This is a genomic window from Kribbella catacumbae DSM 19601 (assembly GCF_000372465.1).
In the GTDB taxonomy this organism is placed as follows: Bacteria; Actinomycetota; Actinomycetes; order Propionibacteriales; family Kribbellaceae; genus Kribbella; species Kribbella catacumbae.
Window position 1 is genome coordinate 95,824 of sequence record NZ_AQUZ01000028.1, and the last position, 23,786, is coordinate 119,609.

Here is a 23,786-nt window from a genome sequence, read left to right on the forward strand (position 1 = left end):
CATCAGAGAGCGCCGTGGACGACTCCCGCCGTCGCGGGTAGAGGCTGTTCCGCGGGACGGGTCAGCGAGTGCCGGGTGTCGCAAGCGGCCATCATTTCGTCGTCGTGGGTGGCGACAATGACCACGCAGCCACGGCTGGCCAGGTTGCGGAACAGCTCGATCACCCGGGTGCGGTTCGCCTCGTCGAGGGAGGCGGTGGGCTCGTCGACGAAGACGGCCTCGGCGTTCTTGTAGATCGCGCGGGCGATCGAGAGGCGCTGCTTTTCGCCACCGCTGAGGTGGGCGGACAGTTCGTTGTCGCGGCCGGACAGACCGGTCAGCTCCAGCGCCTCGTTGAGCGAGGTCTGGTTGCCGAGCACGCGGGAGCCGAAGATGCTCGACTTCATCACGACGTTGAAGGCGACGGACTCCTCCTCCATCACGCCGTAGTCCTGCAGGACGAAGGCACCGGAGTCCTTCCAGAAGCGGCGGCGCTGGCCCGCCTTCCAGTTGGTGGTGTCGACACCGTCTACCAGCACTCGCCCTGAGGTCGGCTGCTGGAGCAGGCCGAGGCAGTGCAGCAAGGTCGTCTTGCCGCATCCGCTGGGTCCGACGAGCGCGGTCATCGTCCCCGGCTCGCAGACGAGCGACGCCTGGTGGACGATCGGCCGCCCGTCGATGACGACGGAGACGGCTTCGGCTTCTATGGTCATGATCGAGTTCTTCCCGTCTACAGTCTGCGTCGGCTGACGTTCGCGAAAGTCCAGCGGGTGGCCAGGAGGTGCGTGACCGGTGCCGCGAGCAACCCCAGTACTGCGGCTGCCGCGACCAGCAGAGCCCCGTCGCCACGGCGGAGCAGGATGATCATCACGGCCAGCCCGGCCCCGACGATCCACTCGGTGATCACCCGGGCAGCCAGGATCTCCCGCCACTGCTGACCGGCCAGGCGCAACGGGAAGTCGTGCTTGGAGCGCAGTACGGCGGTGATGAAGGCGGCGATCAGCGAGGACACCACCAGCGCGATGACGAGGGCGATCAGCGAAACGCCTTGCAGCCAGGCGAAGTACGCCGTGAACTGGGCGAGCAGCACGCCTTCCTCGGCCGCGTACTTCACGGTCGTCTTGTACTGCAGCCCGTGCTTGGTCAGCAGTGCCTGTGTCTCGCCCAGCCCTTTGAAGACAAGGTTCCTGGTGGTGGCGACGGAGGCGAGGAAGTCGTCGTTGAAGGTGCTGTGCAGGTGTGGCGCGACCATCACGATCGCGTCCTTCGGGAACACCAGGTCGCCGCTGCCACCGCCGGCCAGCGGCAGCTTGCCCGGCTGCGAGAGGTGGTAGAAGGAGACCTTGCTCAGAGCCGCGGCCCCGGTCGACTTGTCCCGGGTCCACAGATCCAGGTTCGCACCGGCGAACTCCTTGGCGCCGGCCGGGAGCTGATCCGGCGGCAGTGCGGTCAACCCTGGCAGGTCACCCGGGGCGTCCTTGTTCATCAGCCGCAGCCAGCTGGGGCTGACCAGCGCCATCGTCTCGTACTTCCCCAGGTCGACGCCTTCAAGAGCCTCGTCCTGCCAGCTGTACGACAGCGCGACCGCGTCCTTCTTCTCCGCGTCGCCGACCGCGGCACCGACCTGGCCCATGATCTGCTGGAACCCGTCCTCGCCCAAGGCGGCGGGGATCGACACCACCACCTGGTCGGCCAGCGACTTCCAGCGCGCCTGCTGCTCGGCGGACCCGCGAGCATTCGAGTACGCCGTGACCGCGGGTGCCACCGCCGCCAGGACCAGCACGAAGGTCAGCACCTTGAGGGCGACCGAGACCTTGCGCAGCGACTTGACCGCCGGCTCACGCCTGGCCAGCATCGCCGGGCCCGGCCAGGACGCGGCCGACATCGCCACCGCGAAGCCCATCGTCGCGAGGATCACGATCACGTCGAAGGTGAGCAGGATCGAGAGGTACTTCGGCGCGAAGGTCCAGCCCTGGGTGAAGCCGGTCCACACCACGGCGAGCAGGTCGACGGCGAGAGCGCCGGTCAGTACGGCGACCAGGAACCCGGCCAGATCCTCGTACTGGATCCGCCAGGTCGAGACACCGGCGAGCGCGCGCAGCGCCCGTCCTCGGGCCTTGACCGACAACCAGTAGAGGACCAGCGACACCATCAGCGCCGTCGCGGCCAGCAGACTGGTGACGAAACTTCCTTGTTTCAGGACAAGTTTCAGTGTTCCGCCGAGGTTGTTGTCGCTCCACTCGGTGATCACCCGGTGCGAGGTCAGCCAGTCCTTGAACGCCGGCAGCCCGCTGGTCGAGCCGGTGACCAGGTACTCCCCGCTCGCGTAGGAGTGCTCGAGCGACTCCTTGCCGCGGACCTGGGCGTCCTGGTCGTTCCCGAACCGCTGGATCCGCTCCGGGAAGGCGCCTTCGGTGCCGACCTTCACGAAGACCTGACCGGTCTGGTCGCCGCCGAGGTTGGGGGCGACCTTGACCAGCCCGGCATCCAGCCGGTCGCTCAGCTCACCGAGCTCGCGGATCGCCTGGGCGTCGTCCAGCTCGGCGCTGCTGAAGTCGAGGTTGACGATCGCCTTCGTCGAGAGCTGCTGGGGGTAGGACCGGTCGTGCATGGTGGCGACCAGGGTGACCGCCACGGCCAGCAGTGCGAACAGCAAGGCCGACACCACGACGGCGATTTTCCTGTGCAACGGATTGTCTCCATGGCTCGTGGGGTGTTCATCTTCGCACGCAGAGCGAATTCGGCGCGACTCTGCGCGACGACCACCAGCCCGGCCGGTCGGGGCCGGCCGGGCTGGATCATCTGCTGGGAATCAGCAGGTGCGGTAGTAGTACGAGTCGTCCGCGCCCGGCGTGTTGATCGCCCACTTCGTGGCAATCGACTTGACGCCCGACGCGGTGTTGGCGCTGCGGGACAGGTCGCCGTTGAGCTTCACCGACGAACCGTGGCACTTGTTCACGGTGTAGTACGAGCGGACCTTGGCGTTCCAGAATCCGTACTCCCAGGTGCCACCGTCCGACGGCTTCTGGGTCGTCTTGCCCGGGCTCAGCCAGGCGTTCGCGCTCGGTGCGGCGATGCCGATGCCGGCGAATCCCAGCGACGCCATCATGGCGACGGCCAGTCCTTTTCGTGCCTTGTTCATGCGTTTTCCCTTTCGTATCATAATAGGCGGAAAAGGGAATTACAGGAACTGGAAATCCCCCGTCCGTGATCCAAAAGATACGAGACCTACACAATCGAAAGCAATCCCAAAGTAGGTAACGAAAGCATAACGTGTGTTTAAATTGCAGGAACCTGCAATGAATATGACAAATGTTTCGAAGAATGCAATTGTTGCCGGTTGACCGAGGGCTGGAATGGCTGAATTCAGCGGCTGATTCAGCGGGGCCGGTTGTGTGGCGGCGGCAGCATGCCACTGCGGCCGAGCCAGCGCAGGGCCCGCTCGCGGTCGATCTCGGCCGCGCTCGGCGGCGCGCTCAGCCGGCCGGTCCGGTAGCCGAGATTGCGCAGATCGGCGGCGACCGAAGGTTCGGCCAGCGCCTTCAGCGCGAAGGCGAGCGCGGCCGGCGTCACGTCGTACCGGCGTTCCAGTTCGAGCGCGAGCCGGACGGCGGCGAGGTCGCGGTCGTCGTACTGGCGCTGGGTGTTGCGGGCGGCGCGGGACCGCGGCAGCAGCCCGAGCGCCTCGCGGTAGCGAAGCATTCGCGGGGTGGTGCCGAGACTCTTGGCTGCCTCCGTGATGCGCATGGGGTTAATCCTGACATTTCAGTGTCAGAAATGCCGACCCAGCGGTTCACCACCAGTGCCCCGACCTCTAGGCTCGTCTCGGCAGCAAGCAACCACATCCCAGGGGAGCGGCAACGGTATGACGTTCGACTACAAGGTGGCAGACCTCGGCCTGGCCGAGTTCGGGCGCAAGGAGATCCGGCTGGCCGAGCACGAGATGCCGGGTCTGATGGCGATGCGCGCGCAGTACGGCGACAGCAAGCCGCTGGCCGGCGCCAGGATCATGGGCTCGCTGCACATGACCATCCAGACCGCTGTGCTGATCGAGACGCTGACGGCGCTCGGCGCCGAGGTGCGCTGGGTCTCCTGCAACATCTTCTCCACCCAGGACCACGCGGCCGCAGCGGTCGTCGTCGGCCCGAACGGTACTGCCGACGCGCCCCAGGGTGTCCCGGTGTTCGCCTGGAAGGGCGAGACGCTGGAGGAGTACTGGTGGTGCACCGAGCAGGCGCTGAACTGGCCTGGCGCAGGCCCGAACATGATCCTGGACGACGGCGGCGACGCCACCATGCTCGTCCACAAGGGCACCGAGTTCGAGAAGGCCGGCGCCGTACCGGACCCGTCCACCGCGGAGTCGGAGGAGTACGGCGTCGTCCTGTCCGTGCTGACCCGGTCCCTGCAGGAGGACCCGCAGCGCTGGACCACCATCGGCCAGGGCATCCTGGGTGTCACCGAGGAGACCACCACCGGCGTGCACCGGCTGTACGAGATGCACAAGGCCGGCACGCTGCTGTTCCCGGCGATCAACGTCAACGACTCGGTCACCAAGTCGAAGTTCGACAACAAGTACGGCTGCCGGCACTCGCTGATCGACGGCATCAACCGCGCCACCGACGTACTGATCGGCGGCAAGGTCGCGGTCGTCTGCGGGTACGGCGACGTCGGCAAGGGGTGTGCGGAGTCGCTGCGCGGCCAGGGCGCCCGGGTGATCGTCACCGAGATCGACCCGATCTGCGCGCTGCAGGCGGCGATGGACGGCTACCAGGTCACCACGCTCGAGGACATCGTCGGGATCGCCGACATCTTCGTCACCACCACCGGCAACAAGGACGTCATCACCGCCGACCACATGGCGCAGATGAAGCACCAGGCGATCGTCGGCAACATCGGCCACTTCGACAACGAGATCGACATGGCCGGGCTGTACAAGACGGCCGGGATCGAGCGGATCAACATCAAGCCGCAGGTCGACGAGTTCCGGTTCGCCGACGGTCACACCATCATCGTGTTGTCCGAGGGCCGGCTGCTGAACCTGGGCAACGCGACCGGGCACCCGTCGTTCGTGATGTCGAACTCGTTCACCAACCAGGTGCTGGCGCAGATCGAGCTGTTCGCGAAGACCGCGGAGTACCCGACCGACGTCTACGTGCTGCCCAAGCACCTCGACGAGATGGTCGCCCGGCTGCACCTCGACTCGCTCGGCGTCAAGCTGACGGAGCTGTCGAAGGAGCAGGCGGAGTACCTCGGCATCCCGGTCGAGGGTCCGTACAAGTCGGACGCCTACCGCTACTGAGATTCGCTTCGCGAAAGGGCGCCGTACCGCTGTATCGATCTAGGTACAGTGGTCCGGCGCCCTTCGCCGTTCAGCGGATCGCTGCGAAGAGGTGCTTGTCCGCGACCTGACCCAGTACCGCGACCTCGGTGAAACCCGCCTTGCGGAACGACTGGATCGTGTCGGTCAAGGTGATGTCGCGACCCTTCCAGCGGTCCGCGAAGCGCGTCTCGCGCTCGGCGAGCAGGTCGGCGAAGGCCGGTTCCGCGGCGGCCGCGTCCCACCAGGTCTGCCAGTCCTCGATCCCGTGCGCGTGAGAGTCGGCCCAGATCTCGTCGCGGAGCTCCACAGCGAGCGCGTCCAGGCGCGGAACCTCGTCGGGGCCGAGGCGCAGGGTGTCGGCGTTGAGGAACACGCCACCCGGACGGATCCGGCGGCCGAGCGTCTGGGCGACAGCGTCGAGATCGGCCGGATCAAGCCAGTGCAGAGCGGTCGCTGAGCACACCGCATCGACCTGATCCTCACCCAGTACTGCGTCCCAGCCCGGCGTGCGCAGATTCGCCTCGGCGAAGCTGATGTGGTCGGAGGCGACCGCCTGGCGGGCGATCTCCAGCAGGAACGGATCGAGGTCGAGACCGATGATCTCGGCCTGCGGGAATCGGGCGGCGGCACGGGCCGAGATGGAACCCGGGCCACAGGCGAGATCCACGAAGCGCTGCGGTTTGCCCGCGAGTCGCTCGACGATCTCCAGCATCACCCGGAACTGCTCCTCCCGGTCAGGCAGGTACCCCGCTTGCTGGTCGTCCCACCGTTGCAGCCATCCGGACCAATTCACTTGATGCGACATGGTCGCAACAGTAGCTCATTCCCTGGCGGGAATTGAGGTCGCGGGTTGGGCGCAGGAGGATCGGTGGTGACGAGAAAAGCCCGTGATACAAGGAGAAACCGATGACCGACAGCACTACTCGTGATCTGGTCGCCCGCTACGTCGGAGTGTGGGGCGAGGCCGACTCCGGGCAGCGTCGCAAGGCGATCGAGACGCTCTGGGTCGAGGGCGGGACCCACGTCCTGCACCCGCCGGAGGAGATCCGGACCGCGGCGGCCGGCTTGGGCTTCGAGGCGAGCACGCTGGAGGCGACCGGATACGACGAGCTCGAGGCTCGTGTCGCGCGCAGCTACGAGGAATTCGTTGCCGGTGGCGACTATATTTTCCGGCCGAAGGACAACGCGGTCCGGCTGAAGGACCTGGTGAAGTTCAGCTGGGAGATGGTTGCCACCGCCAACGGCGAGGTCGTCGGCGAGGGACTCGAGGTCCTGCTGGTGAGTGCCGACAACCGGATCGTCGCCGACTATCAGTTCCCCAATCCCTGAGCCACCTGCCTCACAAGCCCACATCTGATGGGCTTGAACACTCAGTGGTGGGCTTGAACAGGGTAGACCCTGTTCAAGGTCGCCGTTTGGTGTTCATGCCCACCAGATGTGGGCTTGTCACAACTGGCAACAGGGCGGCGGTTGCCTCGTCGGCTGGGAGGAAGGCTTCCAGCTTCAGCTCGGCGACGGTGACGTCGAGGGCGGTGGCGAACGTGGTGATGGTAGTGGTCAGGTGCAGGTCGCCTCTGGGGGAGCGGAGCTGCATGGGGGCCGCGAAGCCGACGTGCTCGGGCCCGGGCTCGACGTACGGGACGTAGGCGGCTAGTTCGTCGCGGAAGTCGCCTGGTGGCAGCCGGTCGAGGATGTGTTGCGCCCACTGCGAGAGGTTGACGATCCGCGACGCAACACCGTCGGGGTGTAGCGACAGGCGCAGTACGTTGATCGGTGGTTCGAGGAGCTTGTCGGCGACGCCGTCGGTGAAGAGGCTGAAGGCTTCGTTCGCCAGGACCAGGTCGTGGTTGGCGTCGACGACGATCGCCGGGTAGGGCAGGTGGCCGGTGAGGATGTGGCCGAGCGCGGAGCGGACGTGCTGCAGGGCGGGGTCGTCGAGGCCGGTCTGCGGGTACACCGGGGCGAAGCCGGCGGCGAGCAGCAGGTCGTTGCGCTCGCGCAGGGAGAGCTCCATCGACTCACCGAGCCGGACGACGAGCGTGCGGCCGGGGTGTGAGCGGCCGGACTCGATGAAGCTGAGGTGGCGTTGGGTGGTGCCGGCGCGAAGGGCGAGCTCGAGCTGGCTGAGATGCCGGCTGTGGCGCGTGGTTCGCAGGGTCTCGGGGAAGTTCACCTAGCTAAGTCTGCCGGGGTGGTCAGACAGTTTCAGGTCCACTGGTCTGGCTCGCTGCCGGGTGCGTGCCAGCCCTCGGCGTTGACCTTCGTCGTGTCCTGCGCGGGCGCCGGGGGCGGGCCGGGATACGGCAGGCCCTGGGGTGACGGGGGCGGGCTGTACTGCGCGGGCTGCGCGCCATACGGGCTGGGCGGAGCGAACGGGCCAGCCGGTACGGCGTAGGGGTTGGCCGGGCCAGGCGGACCGGCGTACGGGCTCGGCGGCGCGGCGTATGGGTTGGGTGGGCCGAAGGGGCCGGTGTTGGCGGCGTAGACGGCTCGGGTGGTGGCGAGGCGGGCCAGTTCGCGGCGGCGGCGTTCGGCCAGTACTGCGGACAGGAACGCCGGCGACACGATCGGCACCGGCGGAGCGGGAGCCGTGACCTGGCCGACTCGCATGGCCAGCGCCTCGCCCAGAGCGATCCGGGCGGTCGGTTCGAGCTCGGTGTAGCGGGCCAGGTACTCCCGGGAGGTGTTCGCCAGCTCGTCGGACAGCCGCGACAGCTCCAGCGACTGCGCCCACTGGACCAGGTGCCCGGGCACGAACAGCGGCGGCGACGCCATCGGCTGGTGCCGTTCGCGGATCACCACCGTGCCGGCGACCATGTCACCGATCCGCTTGCCCTGCTTGTTCATCAGGCTCGCGACGATCCCCGGGCTGGCCGCGAACCACGGCGCGAAGTCCACGAACAACCACAGCAGGCTGCGGACGAGCGCATGCCGGAACCGGATCGAGCTGCCGTCGTCGCGGACCACCTTGAGCCCGAGCATCAGCTTGCCGAGCGTCTTGCCCCGGGTGAGCGTCTCCATCACGACCTTGTAGCCGATCAGCACCAGCAGCACGGTGATGAAGACCAGCGCGATGCCGAGTGCCGGACTCGCCTCGACGATCAGGAACTGGAGCAGTACGCCGAGCAAAGCGCCCAGCACGATCATCTGGATGATGAAGTCGATCGCACAGGCCAGCGCCCGGGTAGGCATCCGCGCGATCCGCACCTGGAGGACGACCGCTTCCCCCGTAACCAGCTGAGACACAGCGCCCCCTCCCAAGCAGTTTCAGACACCCCGGACCGCTAGTCTGCCCCAGGGCAGAGCCAGGAGACCTACGGGAGGGCTGATGGACGTAGAGGCGTTCGTGTCTGTGCATCAGCCGCAGTGGGATCGACTGGCCGCGCTGACCCGGCGGCAGCGTCGGTTGACCGGTGCGGAGGCTGACGAGCTGGTCTCGCTCTACCAGCGGGTGGGGACGCATCTGTCGGCGCTGCGGGCGAGTGGAGCCGACCCTGTCACCATCGGGCGGCTCTCGGGGCTCATCGCCGATGCGAGAGGCGCAGTGACCGGTGCGCAGGCTCCTGTCTGGCGGGACATCTCCCGCTACTTCCTGGTGAGCTTCCCTGCCGCTCTGTACACGTCACGCCGGTGGTGGCTCACCATCGGCCTGCTGTTCTACCTGGTGGCGGCCTGGATGGCCTGGCGGATCATCGCGCACCCGGAGGTACTCGACTCGGTCACCACTCCGGCACAGATCCAGGAGTTGGTCGACAAGGACTTCGCCAACTACTACTCCGAGAACCCGGCCCAGGACTTCGCCCTGCGCGTCTGGATCAACAACGCGACCATCTCGGCCGCAGTACTGGCGATCGGTGTGCTGCTGGTCCCGACGATGTTCGTGCTGTGGGACAACTCGATGAACCTCGGGGTGATGGCCGGGATCATGATCAGCCACGACCGCGCGGATGTCTTCTTCGGCCTGATCACGCCGCACGGGCTGCTCGAGCTGACCGCGGTGTTCGTCGCGTCGGCGGCCGGTCTGCGACTCGGCTGGTCGTGGATCGCGCCCGGCCCGCGAACCCGGATGCAGGCCCTCGCGCAGACCGGCCGGGCCACCGTCGGGATGGCGATCGGCCTCGGCGTGATCCTGCTGATCACCGGCCTGATCGAGGCCTTCGTCACGCCGTCGCCGCTGCCGACCGCAGTACGGGTGGGCATCGGAGTACTGGCTGAGGTCGGCTTCTTCGTCTACGTCTGGACGCTCGGCCGCAACGCTGTGAAGTCGGGCGAGTACGGCGATGTCGAAGAGGCCGACCGCGAGGCGAGCGTACCCGTCTCGGCCTGAGCCGCCCGTTTTCGCCGGGGTACGGGTTCTCCATGAGAGCCGCTCAGGAAGCCCAGCAAAGCCGCCCGTACCATCTGGCGATCACCGTCGGTTTGATCGCGTACGGCGTGGTGCACCTGCTGATCGCGTGGATCGCGCTGCAACTCGCCTGGGGAAAGACGTCGGAGGAGGCGTCCCACCATGGCGCTCTCGAGGAACTGGCGAGCAAGCCCTTCGGCGGCGTACTGCTCTGGGTCGTTGCCATCGGTCTGTTCGCATTGGTGATCTGGAAGGCGCTGGAACTCGCCTACGGTCACCTCGACACGGAGAAGAAACTCTCGTCGATCGGCCGCGGCGCCGTCTATCTCACGATGTCCATCAGCGCCGCCAAGATGGCGATCGGCTCGAGCGGCAGCCAGGGCAGCAGTCTCACCGCGAACCTGATGAAGAGCGGCGCCGGCCGCGCGCTGATCGTGCTCGCCGGCCTGGTCGTCGTCGGTATCGGCATCCGCCAGATCTACAAGTCGGTCACGAAGAAGTTCCTGGAAGACCTGACTGGCGGAGTCTCAGACTCGACCATCCTCCTCGGCCGCCTCGGCTACGCGGCCAAGGGAGTCGCCTTCATGATCGTCGGCGGCCTCTTCGCCTGGGCCGCGCTCGCCTACGATCCCGAGAAGGCCGGCGGCCTCGACACCGCCCTACGCACCCTGAAAAACCAACCCGCCGGCACAGCCCTCCTCACCGCCCTGGCCCTAGGCATCGCCTGCTACGGCACCTACTGCTTCGCCTGGTCCCGCAACGCCAAACACTGAAGGCCGACTGCGGATCTTCTGTCTACTAGGAGACATTGGCGTCTTCTGGAAGGGGTTCGTGGCTAGGGTGGGCGGGCTGCTGCGGCTGAAGGGCCGGCGGACGAGGGGAGCTGTATCGGGTCGTCGGTGGATGCCGCAGCAGTCTCTAACCGGGAGGAAGCGACAGCCGTGGGTTCCTTGCAGCAAACGATCGTGATCCGTTCGATGACCCGCAGTCATCTGGCCGGCGTGCTGGACGTGATCAACGCGGACGTACTGCCCGGGCAAGCATCGTGCAGTGCCAGCTCGTTGCTGCGGGCAACCACATCGGGTGGCGCGTTCGTGGCGATCGGGGACCGGATCCTCGGTGCCGCCGGAGTGGGGCGAAGCCGGGATGGAGCTGCCGGCGTGGTCAGGTGGCTGCACGGCCGGGAAGAGCCTGGGGTGGTCGCCGGGTTGCTGGACCATGCGCTGACCCGGCTGGACGGCTGCGACGTCGTCGAGGCGTTCACCGGTGGAGGAGTTGGCGCGGTCGCCGCCGGGTTGCCGGAGGTTCGCAGTACGACGCGGGAAGCGCTGGTGACTCGGGGGTTCGCCGCGATGCCCGCTGGGCGCTATCTGTACCGGTCGATGCCGCTGGCTCCGGCGTCTCTTCCTGGGCAGCCCCGGATCCAGGTGACAGCTCGTGGTGGTCACCGCAAGCTGACCGTCCCGGGACCCGTTGGCGGCCTGCTTGCCGAGGCGACGGTCTCGGTTCTGGCCCCGGAGCACGGAGTACTGCGGTGGATCGAGGTGGATTCCGGGCACCGTGGCGCCGGTCTCGGTACACAGCTTCTGAACGCCTGCCTGCGCTACCTCCACCGCCTCGGCGTGCGGCACGTCACCGGCTTGCTCGACGACCACAACCTCACCGCCGACGACGGCCACGGCCGGATCGGCGCGCACATGATCTTCACCCGTGCAGGCTTCGTCACCGGCGCACAACTGGCCACCTACACCAAAGTCGGGTGATCTATGGTCAGCGAATGGGCTTCCTGCTAGAGCCGGTAGGGCTGTCGGAGACGGACAATCGGGTCTTTCTCGCGATCGCCGACACACCGCGGACCACGCCGGCCGAGCTGGCCGACCAACTGGGCGTCTCGCTGTCCGCGGTACGGCGGGCGCTGACGCATCTGGTGGCGGCCGGGCTGGTGACGAAGCTTGTCGCGCGGCCGCCGCGCTACGTCCCCGCGCCGCCGGATGTCGCGATCGACGCGTTGGTCGTCCGCAGGCAGGAGCAACTCGAGCGGCTGCGCGCCGACGCGCGTGAGCTGGCATCGAAGGTCCGGCAGGCGCCCGGACGGAGTTCTGCCGACTTGCTGGAGGTCTTGGAGGGCAGCGAGGCGATCCAGCAGCAGATGGCGCAGCTCCAGTTGGGTGCGCGCGAAGAGGTGCTGATGGTCGACTCCCCGCCGTACATCCATGGTCGTCCGGTACCGAACCTCGAAGAGCTGCAAGCGCTTCGGCGAGGTGTGTCCTACCGATGCGTGTACGACGGTCCGGCGCTCGAACTGCCCGGGCATTTCGAGCAATTGGTCAGCTACGTCCAAGCGGGTGAGGAGGCCCGGACGCTGCCGGTGACGGCGATGAAGATGCAGATCGTGGATCGCCGGATCGCGATCCTCCCGCTGTCGCTGGATCCCGCCGAGACAGGGGTGCGGCTTCTGGTCCACGCATCGCCGCTGCTCGAGGCGCTGGTGCGTTGTTTCGAGTCGATGTGGGAGCAGGCCACGCCGGTGGCCGTAGTACCGGACGGGCAACAGGCCGGTACCAAGCGGAAGCGCTCGGGCCGGGGTCAGGAAGCGTTGTCGGAGCAGGACCGGCGGTTGCTGTCGCTGATGTCGTCCGGCATGAAGGACAGCGCGATCGGGCGCACGCTGGGCGTGACCCAGCGAACGGTCAGCCGGCGGGTCGCCGAACTGATGACCGAACTGGGCGCCGCAACCCGTTTCCAGGCAGGCATCCAGGCGGGCCGCCGCGGCTGGCTCTAATCTGCGCCGGTGGGCCTGATCTCCAGGAGGTAGCCGTCCTCGTCTGAGGCGTTGTCCTTCCAGGTGACTCGGACCCCGTCCTTGCCGACCGGCTTGGCGGCGACCTCGGTGGGAGCATCCGGTCCAGCCACCGGGCTCGACCTCTGCGAAGGCGCTAACTGTCCGCGTACGCTCGCTCACCATAGGGCAAGCGTTTGCCACCCGACAGGCTCCTCGGTGGGATTTTGTGGAACTTGGTTCCATGCCGGCCAGGCAACGAACTTGTGACAAACGGCCGTAAATCGTTGACGGGAGATGGGTTGGTGGTGTGGTTTTCTCCCTAAACCACCAGGGCGGAAGGTGCGTGGGGCGGATGCGGAAATGGATCGGCGCGACAGCGGCGATGGGGATGCTGGCGCTGGGCGGGCTGGCGGGCCCAGCAGCCCAGGCGGCGGAGCCGTCGGCACCGAAGGTGATCAGGGTCGGCGCGACCCAGGCGATGGACTCGATGAACCCGTTCCTGGCCGTCCGGCTGGTCTCGTCGTCGATCCATCGCTGGATGTACGGCTACCTGGCCGTACCGGACTCGAAGACGCTGCAGCCGAGCCCCGACCTCGCGGAGTCGTGGACGACCTCGCCGGACGGGCTCACCTGGACGTTCAAGATCCGGTCGGCGAAGTGGTCGGACGGCCAGCCGATCACCGCCGCGGACGCGGCCTGGACGTTCAACAAGATGATCACTGACGACGGCGCGAAGACCGCGAACGGCCCGGCCGTGGAGAACTTCGCCAGTGTCACCGCGAACGGCCAGGACCTCACCGTCAAGCTGAAGACCCCGCAGGCGTCGATGCTCGACAACCCGGTCCCGATCATGCCCAAGCACGCCTGGGAGAAGGTCGGCGACATCGCGAGGTACGAGGCGAACGAGTACCCGGCCGTCACGAGCGGGCCGTACATCGCGGTGGAGCACAAGAAGGACCAGTACGTGAAGCTCAAGGCGAACCCGGACTACTGGCGGGGCGCGCCCAAGATCGACGAGCTGCAGGTGATCTTCTACGACAACCCGGCGGCCGCGATCGTCGGGCTGAAGAAGGGCGACATCGACCTGATCGGCCGGCTCGCGCCGCCGGACTTCGAGGCGCTCAAGGGCGACGAGAACATCGTCCAGTGGAACACCGAGGGACGGCGGGCGACGTACCTGCAGGTCAACCACGGCGCGACCACCAGCGACAACAAGCCGATCGGCGACGGGCATCCCGCGCTGAAGGACCCGAAGGTCCGGCAGGCGCTGCACTACGCGATCGACAAGCAGAAGCTCGTCGACCAGGTACAGAACGGGCTGGCCAAGCCGGCCGACGGGTCGATCGTGCCGCCGATGTACAAGGACTTCTTCTGGCAGGCCGAGGGTGAGAAGAAGGTCAGCTTCGATGTTGCCAAGGCCAACAAAATCCTCGACGACGCCGGGTACAAGAAGGGTGCCGACGGCATCCGGACGATGCCGGACGGATCGCGCAAGCTGCAGTTCCGGTTCAGCATCCACACCGACGCGCCGATCGAGGAGAAGCTGGCGGAGTACCTGACCGGCTGGTTCAAGGAGCTCGGGATCACGCTGACCACCAAGCGGCTGGACTCCAGCAAGTTCACCGAGGAGACCGGGACGACGGCGCTGTTCGACATCGCGATCAGCGGCTGGTCGGTGAACCCGGATCCGGAAGAGGTGCTGGCGACGCACCTGTGCAGCCGGCGCCCGACCGCGTCCGGTGAGGGTGGCGGCACCGAGTCGTTCTACTGCGACCCGCAGTACGAGGCGCTCTACCAGCAGCAGTTGAAGGAGCTGGACCGGCCGAAGCGGGCCGACATCATCAAGAAGATGGAGGAGCGTCTCTACACGGACGCGCCGGTGATCGCCCTCTACTACCCGAACAACCTCGAGGGCTACCGCAAGGACCGGATCGCCAAGGTCACTTCGATCCCCGAAGACAAGGGCATGCTGTACGGCGGTAGCGGCTACTGGCCGTTCTACACGCTCGAAGCGGTCTCCAAGGACGGTGCCGCCGCTGAGGACGACGGCTCGAACACCGGCGTGATCGTCGGCATCGTGGCCGGCGTACTGATCCTGATCGGAGCCGGCTACTTCCTCACCCGCCGCCGCAAGACCGTCGCGGACGACCGCGAATGAGCCCCGCGCCTTGGGTGGCGCGATGACCATCTCGACGCCACCTGCGGCGGATGCGATCGCGGAGGAGCCCGCGCGCCGGGGGCTCCTCCGGTACGCCGTAGCGAAGGTCGGCGGCGCGCTGCTCAGTATCGCGATGGTGATCGTCGCGACGTTCTTCGCGTTCCGGTTGCTGCCGGGCGATCCGGTCCGGGCGCTGGCGCAGGGCCGGAACATGACGCCCGAGCAGCTCGACCTGGAACGGCGCCGGCTCGGGCTGGACAAGTCGTTGCTCGAGCAGTTCGTGCAGTTCGTCAACCAGACGGTGCATTTCGACCTCGGTACGTCGTACGAGTACAAGAGACCGGTCCTCGACCTGATCGGTGAACGTATCGGCGCGACCCTCCTGCTCACCGGTACTGCGCTGGTGATGGCCGTCAGCCTGGGCATCTGGCAAGGAGCGCGCGCCGGGTGGAAGCCGGGCAGCCGGTTCGACAAGTTCTCCACCGGGGTGTCGCTGGTGCTCTGGTCGGTACCGACGTTCTGGCTCGGACTCCTGCTGCTGATGGTGTTTGCCGCCGGCATCGGTCCGATCCCGGGAATCTTCCCGACCAGGGGGATCGAGAGTGTCGATGCGCCGGACGGGTTCGGGTACGTACTGGATGTCGCGAAGCACATGGTGTTGCCGTGCTTGACGATGGTGGCGGTCGTCTACGCGCAGTACCTGCTGGTGATGCGGTCGTCGGTGCTCGACGAGGTCGGGCAGGACTACGTCACCACCGCCCGCGCGAAGGGGCTCAAGGATGACGAGATCCGGCGGCGGCACGCAGTACCCAACGCGTTGCTGCCGACCGTGACGCTGGTGTTCATGCGGATCGGGTTCGTCGTCGGCGGCGCGGTGACGGTCGAGGCGATCTTCAGCTGGCCGGGGCTCGGGCAGCTGTTCTACGAGGCGATCCGGGTGCCCGACTTCACCTTGATGCAGGGCACGTTCCTGCTCATCACGGTGTCGGTGATCTTGATGAACACACTTGCCGACGTCATCTACCACGTGCTCGACCCGAGGGTGAGGTCGGCATGAGCATCACCTGGACTCGGCGGCGTCTCGCTTTCGGGCGCTTCTGGGCTTCCTTCCGGACGCAGCGCGCGGGAGTCATCGGGCTGGCGATCCTGCTGCTCGCCGTACTGCTCGCGGTGATCGCGCCACTGTTCATCGACGCGGGTGTGACGAATGTCGTCAGCGGGACCGGTGAGAAGCTGTCGCCGCCGAGCTGGGACGACCCGCTGGGCACGGACGAGTCCGGCCGGTCCGTCCTGCTGATGATCTGGTGGGGATCGCGGACGTCGTTGCTGATCGGCTTCCTCGCCGCGCTGCTCAGCATGGTGATCGGGACCGTGCTCGGGATCGCGGCCGGGCACTTCCGCGGCTGGATCGGCGCGATCGTCATGCGGATCACCGACTGGTTCCTGGTCCTGCCGTCGCTGGTGACCGCGCTGGTGCTGGCGGCGATTCTGGGCGGCAGCACGGTGACGATCATCGCCGCGATCGGTGTCACCTCGTGGCCGTCGACGGCCCGGCTGATCCGCGCGCAGACTCTGGCGGTCGAGGCCCGGCCCTACATCGAACGCTCGCAGGCCCTGGGCGGCGGGCACTGGCACATCACCACCCGGCACGTCCTGCCGAACGTCGCACCGTTGCTGTTGGCAAGTACGACGCTGGAGGTGGCGAGCGCGATCGTCACCGAGTCGACCCTGGCCTTCCTCGGCGTCAGCGCGAACAAGACCTCCTGGGGAACGATGCTGCGTGGCTCGTACGACTGGGGTGCGGCGACCTCTGGCGCGTGGTGGTACATCCTCGTCCCGGGCCTGTGCATCGTCATCGTCGTGATGGCGTTCACGCTCTGCGGCCGGGCGCTGGAGAACGTGCTGAACCCCCGGCTGCGAAAGGCCGTCTGATGAGCTTGCTCGAGTTGGACGACCTGTCCGTCACGTATCGGATCGCGTCGGGTGAGGTGCCCGCAGTACGGGGTGTGTCGTTGTCGCTGGAGGCCGGGGAAGCACTCGGTGTCGTGGGTGAGTCGGGCTCGGGGAAGTCGACGCTCGCGATGGCCTTGCTGCGGTTGCTGCCGAAGGACGCCCGGACCTCAGGCCGGATCATGCTTGGCGGCGAGGACATCCTGCAGATGAAGTGGGGCCGGTTGCGGGCGGTCCGCTGGGCCGAGGCGTCGATCGTGTTCCAAGGGGCTCAGCACGGGTTGAACCCGGTGCAACGGATCGGCGATCAGGTCGCGGAACCCCTGCTGGTACACAAGATCGCCACACCGGAGAAGGCGCGGTCGCGAGTCGCCTCGCTGCTGGCTCAAGTGGGATTGCCGGCCTGGCGGGCGCGGAGTTACCCGCATGAGCTGTCTGGTGGCCAACGGCAACGAGTGATGATCGCGATGGCGCTCGCCTGCGAGCCGCAGTTGATCATCGCCGACGAGCCGACCACCGCGCTCGACCTGATGGTGCAGGCGCAGGTGCTGACACTGATCAAGGAGCTGATCGCGTCGCACGGGATCTCGTTGCTGATGATCTCGCACGACCTGTCCGTGCTCGCCGACACCTGCGACCGGCTGGCAGTCATGTACGCCGGGCGGGTGGTCGAGACCGGTCCTGCTGGTGGTTCGTTCCAGCATCCGTACAGCCAAGCGCTGGCGGCTGCCTTCCCGACGGTCGGTGATCCCGCGTCCAGGCTGGCACCTCGCGGTCTCGGGGGTGACCCGCCGGATCCGCAGCGGCTCCCGTCCGGCTGTGTGTTCCATCCGCGGTGCCCGGTGGCGCTCGACACGTGCTCGACGGTCGACGTCGAGCTGCGGCCGGCCGGCGACCGGCGTACGGCGGCCTGTGTGCTGGTCTTGGAGGAATCTTGCTAACGGCAACTGATCTCGCGGTCGAGTTCGCCTCGCGCGGCCGGCGCGCACGAGCCGTCGACGGCGTCAACCTGTCCGTCGGGGCCGGTGAGATCGTTGCTCTGGTGGGCGAATCCGGCTGCGGCAAGACGACGCTGGCCCGCACCCTGCTCGGCCTCGAGCGACCAACCTCGGGCACGGTCTCGTACGACGGATCGCCGCTCTCGTATCGCGGCAAGGCCCTCCAGGCGTACCGCCGCCAGGTGCAACTGGTCCTGCAGGATCCGATGGGTTCGCTCAACCCACGCCAGACGGTCTACGAAGCCGTTGCCGAAGGCCCCCGGATCCACGGCCTGCCCGACGAGGAGAAGGTCGTCGCCGAAGCCCTGTCCCGGGCGGGACTGCGACCACCGGAGCGCTTCTTCCTGCGCTACCCGCACGAACTGTCCGGTGGCCAACGGCAACGAGTCGTCATCGCCGGCGCCCTCGCCCTCGACCCGAAGGTCCTGATCGCCGACGAGCCCGTCGCCTCCCTCGACGCCTCCGTCCGCGGCGAGATCCTGGCCCTGCTCCTCCGCCTCCGCGACGACCTCGGCCTGTCCGCCCTGGTCGTCACCCACGACCTAGGCCTCGCCTGGAACATCGCCGACCGAGTAGCCGTCATGTACCTCGGCCGCATCGTCGAGTCCGGCCCCACCGAAGAGATCCTCAAGAACCCGCAACACCCCTATACCCAAGCGCTCCTGTCGGTCCTACCCGAGTCCGAGGAACGCATCGTCCTCACGGGCGAACCCCCGGACCCGACCCGCATCCCGACCGGCTGCCGTTTCCACCCTCGCTGCCAGATCGTCGCCGCCGGCAACCCCATCGCCGACAAGTGCCGCACCGACCTCCTCCCGGTACTGCCGACCACGGAGGGATCGCAGGCGGCCTGCCACCTGGTCACGCAACGCCAAACCCGGTGACGGCGAGCAGCCGGGTGCGCCAGACTGTGCAGGGGACGACTGCCGAGCACAGGGGTGGGGACGATGGCTGACGGCTTGATTCGGTTCAGTACGGACAGCGGTGACAGCATCGTGGTTCAGGTGGAGCAGAACGCTCCCGGATTCCGTCGCGCCAGCAGGGCGGACGGTGTCGTCGCCGAGGCCACGGCGACCTTCGACTCTGCCCTGCGAACAGTGTCCCGCGCGGCCGAATCAGCCCTGAGTACCTTCCGGGACGGCGCCCTGAAACCGGACGGTGTCGAGATCGAGTTCGGCATCAGTCTCAATGCCGAAGTCGGCGCGGTGATCGCCAAGACCGCCGTCGAAGGCCACCTGACCGTCAAACTCAGCTGGGCCTCGAAGAGCCAGGAGCTGGAGCGCTAACGAGCTGAGGGGGGAGCTGGATGGGAGCCGATCATCGTTACCTGGTTCGAATCCGGAGTCTGCGAACCGGTGAGCCGGTCGGGGCCGGTGTCCTGCTGCAGGGGCGGCTGGTCCTGACCTGCGCCCATGTGGTCAATACCGCGCTCGGGCGACCTCAGTTCTCGCTGTCCGCACCGGATGAAGCGGTGGTGTTCGACCTCCCGGCCCAGCCCGAGCTCGGCCGGCTGACGGCCAGAGTCGCGCCGGCAACCTGGACGCTGGGGGCCGAGGACGAACCGGACGACCTCGCGCTGCTCAGCCTGGATTCGCCGGTCCTCGCTCCGCTGGACACGCCGCCGCTGCGGACCGGCGTCGGGATCGACCAGGATTTCCGCTGTCACGGATTCCCGGACGGGCGGGAGGAGCCAGTGCTCGCCGTCGGTACCGTCCAGGGGCCGATGGGACCGGAGTTCGGCTGGCACCAACTGGTCTCCCGCGATACCACCGGTTACCGGGTGGAGCGAGGCTTCAGCGGTACGCCGGTCTGGAGCAGCGCCGGAAGCGGTTCGGCGATGGTGATCGGCATCGTCGTCTCCGAGGACAGCGACCCCGACAAGATGGTCGCCGGAATGCTGCCGCTCAGCCGGATCGCCCGGACACCTCTGCTCAGCGACGCCTTGGCCGAGTCGGCGCTCTTCGACGCCGATGCCTACAGCAGCCATTGGGAGCCCGCGGTCCGTGGCTCGAGGTCCGCTCGGCCGGGCTGGTACTTCACCGGTCGTCGTACCGTCCTCGCTGAGGTCACCCGCTGGCTTGCTGACCGGGCGGGTGACGAGATCGGTTGTGTGATCACTGGCCCACCGGGGAGCGGCAAGTCCGCAGTACTGGCGCGGCTTGCGACGGCCTCGTCGGCGGCCTTCCGGTCGCAGCATCCGCAGGCCTGGCGGGACGCGCCACCGGAGACCCTGCCCGCCATCGGATCCATCCAGGTCGCGGTGCACGCCCGGGACAAAGGGCTTGCCGAGATCTGTGCGGCCGTCGCAGCCGCTGCCGGGTACGACGAGGACCAGCCCGAGCAGCTCGTCGCGCTGCTGGCCGCCAGGGATGAGCCGTTCACCCTGCTCATCGATGCCCTGGACGAAGCCCGGGACGGCGGACACGAGATCACTCAGAGCCTGTTGCAGCCGCTGCTGGTTGCCGGCGATCCGCGCCGGTTGCGGCTGCTGGTCGGCGCGCGGCCGCAGCTGCTCAGCATCCTCGGCAGCGGCTTCCGTACGATCGAGCTGGATGATCCCGCGTACGCCGAACTCGCCGATCTCCAGACCTACACCAGGGCCAGGCTTGCGGACGGCGGTTCCCCAGTTGACGCCGCCAGGGTCGAGGAGATCGCCGACCGGATCGCGGCCAGTGCCTTTCCGCTCTTCCTGGTCGCGCAGCTGACCACCGATGCGCTGCAGAAGACCAGCCTCGACCAGTTCGGCCCAGGCGCACTGCCGAGCACGGTGCCGCAGGCGATGGAGCTGTACCTCCTGCGTTCCTTCCGGCCCGAGGAAGCCCGCAAGGCCCAGGACCTGCTGCGCCCGCTCGCGTTGGTGCAGGGTGACGGACTCCCCGCGGACGAGCTCTGGGCGAGTCTCGCGGGCGGACTGGCCGAACGCCGGTACGACGCCGAGGCCGTTGCCTGGCTGATCGAGCGGGCGCCGGCGCTGCTCGCGAGATCGAGGTCGACCGACGGGCCGCGGTACCGGCTCTTCCATGCGTCGTTCGCCGAAGGACTGGCGGCGAGCCTCGAACCGCGCGCCGGCGCGTTCTTCGAGGCGCTGCTCGACACCGTCCCGCTCAGCCCCGGTGGCCGCAGGAACTGGCCGGCGGCACCGCGCTACCTTCGCGACCACCTGGCTCATCACGCCCAGCGGGCCGGCCGGCTTGCGGACCTCGGCGCTGAGTCCGGCTATCTCGCCGTAGCGGATCCCACCGATCTGCTCGCCGCACAGGGCAGCTCCGGTCATCTGCTCGGCCGGGAAGTCAGCCAGGTGCTGGCCGCCTTGACCTTCGAGACGCTCGCCGACGAGGCCGCGGATCGCTCACCCACGCTCGCTCTCCGCCTGTTGTTCCGCGACCGCCCGGATCTGGCCACCGAACTACTCAAGGCTGTTCCGCCAAACCGATGGCGACCGTTGTGGTTCGACGGCACCGCCTTGCCTTCGGATGGCGAGAGCCTGCCCTCGGGTCATCAGGGAGCCGTCCGGGCCGTGGCCTGGGTCCCCTCCGAGGAGGGAACGCGGATCGTCTCCTGTGCGGAGGACGGCAGCCTGATCCTCTGGAGCGTCGACACCAGATCGGTCGAGGTGAAGGCGTTCGCGGACGCGCACATCGGCGGTGCGGCGACCCTGACTGTCATCTTCGGCGCCCAAACCGTGGTGTCGGGTGGCGCCGACGGCCTGGCCTTCTGGGATTCGGAAACGCTGGAGCTGCTGGGCACGGAACCGAATGCCCACGACGCGCCGGTCTCGGCGCTCCACGACTACGAGGTCAACGACGAACCGGTCGTGGTCTCCGGCGCGATCGACGGCACCCTGCGGATCTGGCGGCCCGGTGAGGACGGGCCTGTCGGCGATGAGTTGGTCCGTGCTCATGTCGGTGCGGTCGTCGGGATCGGCGTCGCGATCTTCGACCCGTCGTACGGGCCGAGGCTGATCTCCGTCGGGACGGACGGCGTGACCCGCTTCTGGGATCCGGTCACGGGGGAACCGCTCGGCCAGCTCGAACCTCCGGTCGAGGGCGCCGTGACCAGTGCCGCGCTCGCCGAGGTCGGTGACGGCATGGTCATCTTGTACGGCACCGCCGATGGCGCTGTGGTCCAGCGTCGGCTGACGCCCGACGGCGAAGGTCTGCTGGAAATCAGTACGACGACCAAGCGCTTGATCCGGCCGCGACCGGTCAGCGCCACGGCCGTGCTGCATCGGGAGACGACGCCCTACGCCGCTTTCGGCGTCGGTGCGGAGGTGTTGTCGTTCGATGTCGCCGACACGGAAAACGAGCTGTTCGTCTCGGGAGTGCAGGGGATCTCCGCGCTGCACGCCTTCGTGGACGGTGCTTACCAGGAGCCGGTGGTTGCGGCCGGCGGCACCGACGGCACCTTGCGTGTCTGGGCCTGCAGCGGATTCGGCGAGTCCCGGATGGAAAGGACTGCGGTGCTCACCCCTGGATTCCCGGACATGGGCCAGGAGCGCAGCAGCCGGCCGACGGCGGTCACTGCAGTCGCGGTGACGCCGACGCCACGAGGCACGGTCGCCGTCACTGCAGGTGGCGGCAGCGCCGGCTATCGCTACGAGATCGGCAACACCCGCGGCCAGTGGACCAGGCGATACAGCGACCAGCAACCTGTGGTGACGGTCCGATGGCTGCTGGACGGTACGCCGGCCGGACCGTCCCGCGCGATCGACGCCACCGGTGTCCTGGCCCTGGCAGTCGACAGCGACCCGGTAGGCCGGCTGCGGATCGCCGCCGGTTCCCGGGACGGGCAGTCTCGGCGCTGGATCGTAGGCGAGGAAGAGATTTCGGAGCTGCAGTTGGTCAAGCGCAGGGAGAGCTCGTTCAACATGGCTGGGGCGATGACGGCCGGTACGGTCCGCGGCCGGGCAGGGCTGGCTACAGCGGCTTCGGAGGGCGGCGTCTGGTTCCTCGAGCTGGACGGCAGCAAGCCGAGTCGCAAGTGGCGCAAGCAGGAGGCCTCGGTGCTCGCTCTCGGCCGGCTCGGTGCACTCGATGTGGCGGTGACCTGGGGAGACCTGGCCGACCCGGACAACCTGCACGTCTGGGACTTCAACCGTGGCCGCCGGATCAGCACGATCAGACTGCCGCATCCGGCCGGTGGGGTATCCGCGCTCGCCATCCGCGACTCGCTGCTGGTGGCCGGCGGCACGGACGGGACTGTCACGGTGCTCAGACTCGACGCCCGGGCCGTGCCGTTCTCCACGGTCGTCCACAGCGCACATACCGGTCCCGTGAACGTGCTTTGCTCGTTGGGGATCGGCGAGCAGACCGTAGTGGTCTCCGGTGGCCAAGACGGCGTACTGCGATTCTGGCCGCTGTCCACGTCGTCCACGCACCCCGAGTCAATCCCGGTCGGCACCCCTATCCTCAGCGCCTGCGAGGCAGGCGAAGGAAAGCTCCTGGTCGGAACCGGCTTCGGCGCTCTCGCACTTGCCGTCGGCATCATGACTGCCGTCAGATAGGCGATTCTGTAGGAAGCTGACGAGATTGACGGTGTCCTTGCGCCGTCGACGTCAGCAAGCCAATGCTGACCGAAGGCGCTTGCGGTACGGGACACGCTGCCGGCGTTCACCCGGAATCCTGAATCAGTCGGTGAGTCGGTGGGTGCCGGTGTGGTCGACGCGGAAGGTGAAGCCGTTTGGGGTGGTCCATTGCAGTGCTCCTTCGGCGGAGTGCTGGACCTTCCAGCGCCCGTGGGTTTTGACGCGGTGGTGGTACCGCGTGGCTGGTGTGAGGTTTGTGGTGCTGGTTTGTCCTGGTGGTCCGTGTGGGTGGTAGGGCTGGATGTGGTCCAGGTCGGTGCGTGGGGTNGTTTCTGCTGTTGCGTAGGGGAATCGTTCGACCGGTTGGGCGAGTTTGACGCGTTCGCGGATTCGGGTGGGGATTTCGTGGGCGTTGACGTCGATTTGCTTGTTGAGGTCGATGACGGGTTGGAGGATGACGTGGTCGTGGCCGAGGAGTTCTTTGAGTTGGTGGACGAGGAGGGGTCCGTGGTTCTCGACTCTGACGATGCCGACGCCGCTGAGCAGGGTTTGGTCGGTGAGGTGGGCGTAGAGCACNACCGTGCTGGGCCGACTGGTGCGTGNGGTGTGGGCCGCCTTCTTGATCGCGGCGAGCTTGCCGGCCAGTTGGTGGCGTGAGTACGGGTCGATGGCCGCTCTGGTCGCCGCTGACGGGCATGCGGCGGGGGGTGGTTGATCGCCGTCGCTCGGG

General features: G+C 67.6%; 21 protein-coding genes. 13 read left to right on the top strand and 8 right to left on the bottom strand.

Annotation, left to right across the window (positions count from 1 at the left end):
• Window positions 1-2: 2 nt before the first annotated feature.
• The 4 genes from A3ES_RS0126625 to A3ES_RS48575 form a co-directional block, all read right to left on the bottom strand.
• Entirely contained in the window at window positions 3-692 is a 690-nt protein-coding gene (locus A3ES_RS0126625; RefSeq protein WP_020389894.1) for an ABC transporter ATP-binding protein, read from the bottom strand.
• A gap of 17 nt (window positions 693-709) precedes the next feature.
• Window positions 710-2,668: a hypothetical protein gene (locus tag A3ES_RS0126630; RefSeq protein WP_026163220.1), complete on the bottom strand. Its 1,959-nt coding sequence runs from the start codon at window positions 2,666-2,668 to the stop codon at window positions 710-712.
• A 123-nt stretch (window positions 2,669-2,791) separates the two neighbouring features.
• Entirely contained in the window at window positions 2,792-3,121 is a 330-nt protein-coding gene (locus A3ES_RS48570) for a lactococcin 972 family bacteriocin (protein ID WP_020389896.1), read from the bottom strand.
• Window positions 3,122-3,357: 236 nt separating this feature from the next.
• The gene (locus A3ES_RS48575) at window positions 3,358-3,726 is read right to left on the bottom strand and encodes a MerR family transcriptional regulator (protein ID WP_020389897.1); all 369 of its coding nucleotides are present in this window, start codon (window positions 3,724-3,726) and stop codon (window positions 3,358-3,360) included.
• Between the two features lie 118 nt (window positions 3,727-3,844).
• On the opposite strand from A3ES_RS48575, the gene ahcY reads away from it, so the two are divergent.
• Window positions 3,845-5,278 carry an adenosylhomocysteinase gene (gene ahcY, locus A3ES_RS0126645; protein WP_020389898.1) on the top strand — a complete coding sequence of 478 codons (1,434 nt, stop codon included), beginning with the start codon at window positions 3,845-3,847 and terminating at the stop codon, window positions 5,276-5,278.
• Between the two features lie 70 nt (window positions 5,279-5,348).
• Here the strand turns inward: ahcY and A3ES_RS0126650 are convergent, their stop codons facing one another.
• A complete protein-coding gene (locus A3ES_RS0126650) occupies window positions 5,349-6,104 on the bottom strand; it encodes a class I SAM-dependent methyltransferase (RefSeq protein WP_020389899.1) in 756 nt (251 codons plus the stop codon).
• A 101-nt stretch (window positions 6,105-6,205) separates the two neighbouring features.
• On the opposite strand from A3ES_RS0126650, the gene A3ES_RS0126655 reads away from it, so the two are divergent.
• Window positions 6,206-6,628 (top strand): hypothetical protein, encoded by a 423-nt coding sequence (locus tag A3ES_RS0126655; protein ID WP_020389900.1) that lies wholly within the window; start codon window positions 6,206-6,208, stop codon window positions 6,626-6,628.
• A 73-nt stretch (window positions 6,629-6,701) separates the two neighbouring features.
• On the opposite strand, the gene A3ES_RS0126660 is transcribed toward A3ES_RS0126655, so the two are convergent.
• Both A3ES_RS0126660 and A3ES_RS0126665 read right to left on the bottom strand, forming a co-directional pair.
• On the bottom strand, window positions 6,702-7,472 hold the full coding sequence (locus A3ES_RS0126660) for a helix-turn-helix domain-containing protein (RefSeq protein ID WP_020389901.1): 771 nt from the start codon (window positions 7,470-7,472) through the stop codon (window positions 6,702-6,704).
• A 32-nt stretch (window positions 7,473-7,504) separates the two neighbouring features.
• Window positions 7,505-8,545: an RDD family protein gene (locus A3ES_RS0126665; RefSeq protein WP_026163223.1), complete on the bottom strand. Its 1,041-nt coding sequence runs from the start codon at window positions 8,543-8,545 to the stop codon at window positions 7,505-7,507.
• Window positions 8,546-8,627: 82 nt separating this feature from the next.
• Between A3ES_RS0126665 and A3ES_RS0126670 the strand changes: the two genes are divergently transcribed.
• From A3ES_RS0126670 to A3ES_RS0126685, 4 genes are all read left to right on the top strand, one after another.
• Window positions 8,628-9,626, top strand: a complete 999-nt coding sequence (locus tag A3ES_RS0126670; protein WP_020389903.1) for a stage II sporulation protein M — start codon at window positions 8,628-8,630, stop codon at window positions 9,624-9,626.
• Window positions 9,627-9,658: 32 nt separating this feature from the next.
• Window positions 9,659-10,417, top strand: a complete 759-nt coding sequence (locus A3ES_RS0126675) for a DUF1206 domain-containing protein (protein WP_020389904.1) — start codon at window positions 9,659-9,661, stop codon at window positions 10,415-10,417.
• 204 nt (window positions 10,418-10,621) lie between these two features.
• Window positions 10,622-11,407, top strand: coding sequence for a GNAT family N-acetyltransferase (locus A3ES_RS48580; RefSeq protein WP_157630767.1), 786 nt, complete (start codon window positions 10,622-10,624; stop codon window positions 11,405-11,407).
• 14 nt (window positions 11,408-11,421) lie between these two features.
• Window positions 11,422-12,426 carry a helix-turn-helix transcriptional regulator gene (locus A3ES_RS0126685; protein ID WP_020389906.1) on the top strand — a complete coding sequence of 335 codons (1,005 nt, stop codon included), beginning with the start codon at window positions 11,422-11,424 and terminating at the stop codon, window positions 12,424-12,426.
• Here the strand turns inward: A3ES_RS0126685 and A3ES_RS55125 are convergent.
• Entirely contained in the window at window positions 12,423-12,557 is a 135-nt protein-coding gene (locus A3ES_RS55125) for a fibronectin type III domain-containing protein (protein WP_020389907.1), read from the bottom strand. The genes A3ES_RS0126685 and A3ES_RS55125 overlap by 4 nt on opposite strands.
• Before the next feature lie 221 nt (window positions 12,558-12,778).
• Between A3ES_RS55125 and A3ES_RS0126695 the strand changes: the two genes are divergently transcribed.
• From A3ES_RS0126695 to A3ES_RS48590, 7 genes are all read left to right on the top strand, one after another.
• Window positions 12,779-14,584, top strand: coding sequence for an ABC transporter substrate-binding protein (locus A3ES_RS0126695; protein ID WP_020389908.1), 1,806 nt, complete (start codon window positions 12,779-12,781; stop codon window positions 14,582-14,584).
• A 22-nt stretch (window positions 14,585-14,606) separates the two neighbouring features.
• A complete protein-coding gene (locus A3ES_RS0126700; protein ID WP_020389909.1) occupies window positions 14,607-15,641 on the top strand; it encodes an ABC transporter permease in 1,035 nt (344 codons plus the stop codon).
• Entirely contained in the window at window positions 15,638-16,516 is an 879-nt protein-coding gene (locus A3ES_RS0126705; RefSeq protein ID WP_020389910.1) for an ABC transporter permease, read from the top strand. Before A3ES_RS0126700 ends, A3ES_RS0126705 begins: the two co-directional genes overlap by 4 nt.
• A complete protein-coding gene (locus A3ES_RS0126710; RefSeq protein WP_020389911.1) occupies window positions 16,516-17,475 on the top strand; it encodes an ABC transporter ATP-binding protein in 960 nt (319 codons plus the stop codon). The genes A3ES_RS0126705 and A3ES_RS0126710 overlap by 1 nt, the downstream gene beginning before the upstream one ends.
• Window positions 17,469-18,416, top strand: coding sequence for an ABC transporter ATP-binding protein (locus A3ES_RS48585; protein WP_020389912.1), 948 nt, complete (start codon window positions 17,469-17,471; stop codon window positions 18,414-18,416). Before A3ES_RS0126710 ends, A3ES_RS48585 begins: the two co-directional genes overlap by 7 nt.
• Before the next feature lie 63 nt (window positions 18,417-18,479).
• Window positions 18,480-18,818 (top strand): CU044_2847 family protein, encoded by a 339-nt coding sequence (locus A3ES_RS0126720; protein WP_026163224.1) that lies wholly within the window; start codon window positions 18,480-18,482, stop codon window positions 18,816-18,818.
• A 20-nt stretch (window positions 18,819-18,838) separates the two neighbouring features.
• The gene (locus tag A3ES_RS48590) at window positions 18,839-23,035 is read left to right on the top strand and encodes an AAA family ATPase (protein WP_020389914.1); all 4,197 of its coding nucleotides are present in this window, start codon (window positions 18,839-18,841) and stop codon (window positions 23,033-23,035) included.
• The last annotated feature ends 751 nt before the right edge of the window (window positions 23,036-23,786 follow it).

Excerpts from the sequence above, each read along its gene's own strand:
- A3ES_RS0126625 (WP_020389894.1), bottom strand. The coding sequence starts at position 692 with ATGACCATAGAAGCCGAAGCCGTCTCCGTCGTCATCGACGGGCGGCCG.
- A3ES_RS48570 (WP_020389896.1), bottom strand. The coding sequence starts at position 3,121 with ATGAACAAGGCACGAAAAGGACTGGCCGTCGCCATGATGGCGTCGCTG.
- A3ES_RS48575 (WP_020389897.1), bottom strand. The coding sequence starts at position 3,726 with ATGCGCATCACGGAGGCAGCCAAGAGTCTCGGCACCACCCCGCGAATG.
- ahcY (WP_020389898.1), top strand. The coding sequence starts at position 3,845 with ATGACGTTCGACTACAAGGTGGCAGACCTCGGCCTGGCCGAGTTCGGG.
- A3ES_RS0126650 (WP_020389899.1), bottom strand. The coding sequence starts at position 6,104 with ATGTCGCATCAAGTGAATTGGTCCGGATGGCTGCAACGGTGGGACGAC.
- A3ES_RS0126655 (WP_020389900.1), top strand. The coding sequence starts at position 6,206 with ATGACCGACAGCACTACTCGTGATCTGGTCGCCCGCTACGTCGGAGTG.
- A3ES_RS0126670 (WP_020389903.1), top strand. The coding sequence starts at position 8,628 with ATGGACGTAGAGGCGTTCGTGTCTGTGCATCAGCCGCAGTGGGATCGA.
- A3ES_RS0126675 (WP_020389904.1), top strand. The coding sequence starts at position 9,659 with ATGAGAGCCGCTCAGGAAGCCCAGCAAAGCCGCCCGTACCATCTGGCG.
- A3ES_RS48580 (WP_157630767.1), top strand. The coding sequence starts at position 10,622 with ATGACCCGCAGTCATCTGGCCGGCGTGCTGGACGTGATCAACGCGGAC.
- A3ES_RS0126685 (WP_020389906.1), top strand. The coding sequence starts at position 11,422 with ATGGGCTTCCTGCTAGAGCCGGTAGGGCTGTCGGAGACGGACAATCGG.
- A3ES_RS0126695 (WP_020389908.1), top strand. The coding sequence starts at position 12,779 with ATGCGGAAATGGATCGGCGCGACAGCGGCGATGGGGATGCTGGCGCTG.
- A3ES_RS0126700 (WP_020389909.1), top strand. The coding sequence starts at position 14,607 with ATGACCATCTCGACGCCACCTGCGGCGGATGCGATCGCGGAGGAGCCC.
- A3ES_RS0126705 (WP_020389910.1), top strand. The coding sequence starts at position 15,638 with ATGAGCATCACCTGGACTCGGCGGCGTCTCGCTTTCGGGCGCTTCTGG.
- A3ES_RS0126710 (WP_020389911.1), top strand. The coding sequence starts at position 16,516 with ATGAGCTTGCTCGAGTTGGACGACCTGTCCGTCACGTATCGGATCGCG.
- A3ES_RS0126720 (WP_026163224.1), top strand. The coding sequence starts at position 18,480 with ATGGCTGACGGCTTGATTCGGTTCAGTACGGACAGCGGTGACAGCATC.
- A3ES_RS48590 (WP_020389914.1), top strand. The coding sequence starts at position 18,839 with ATGGGAGCCGATCATCGTTACCTGGTTCGAATCCGGAGTCTGCGAACC.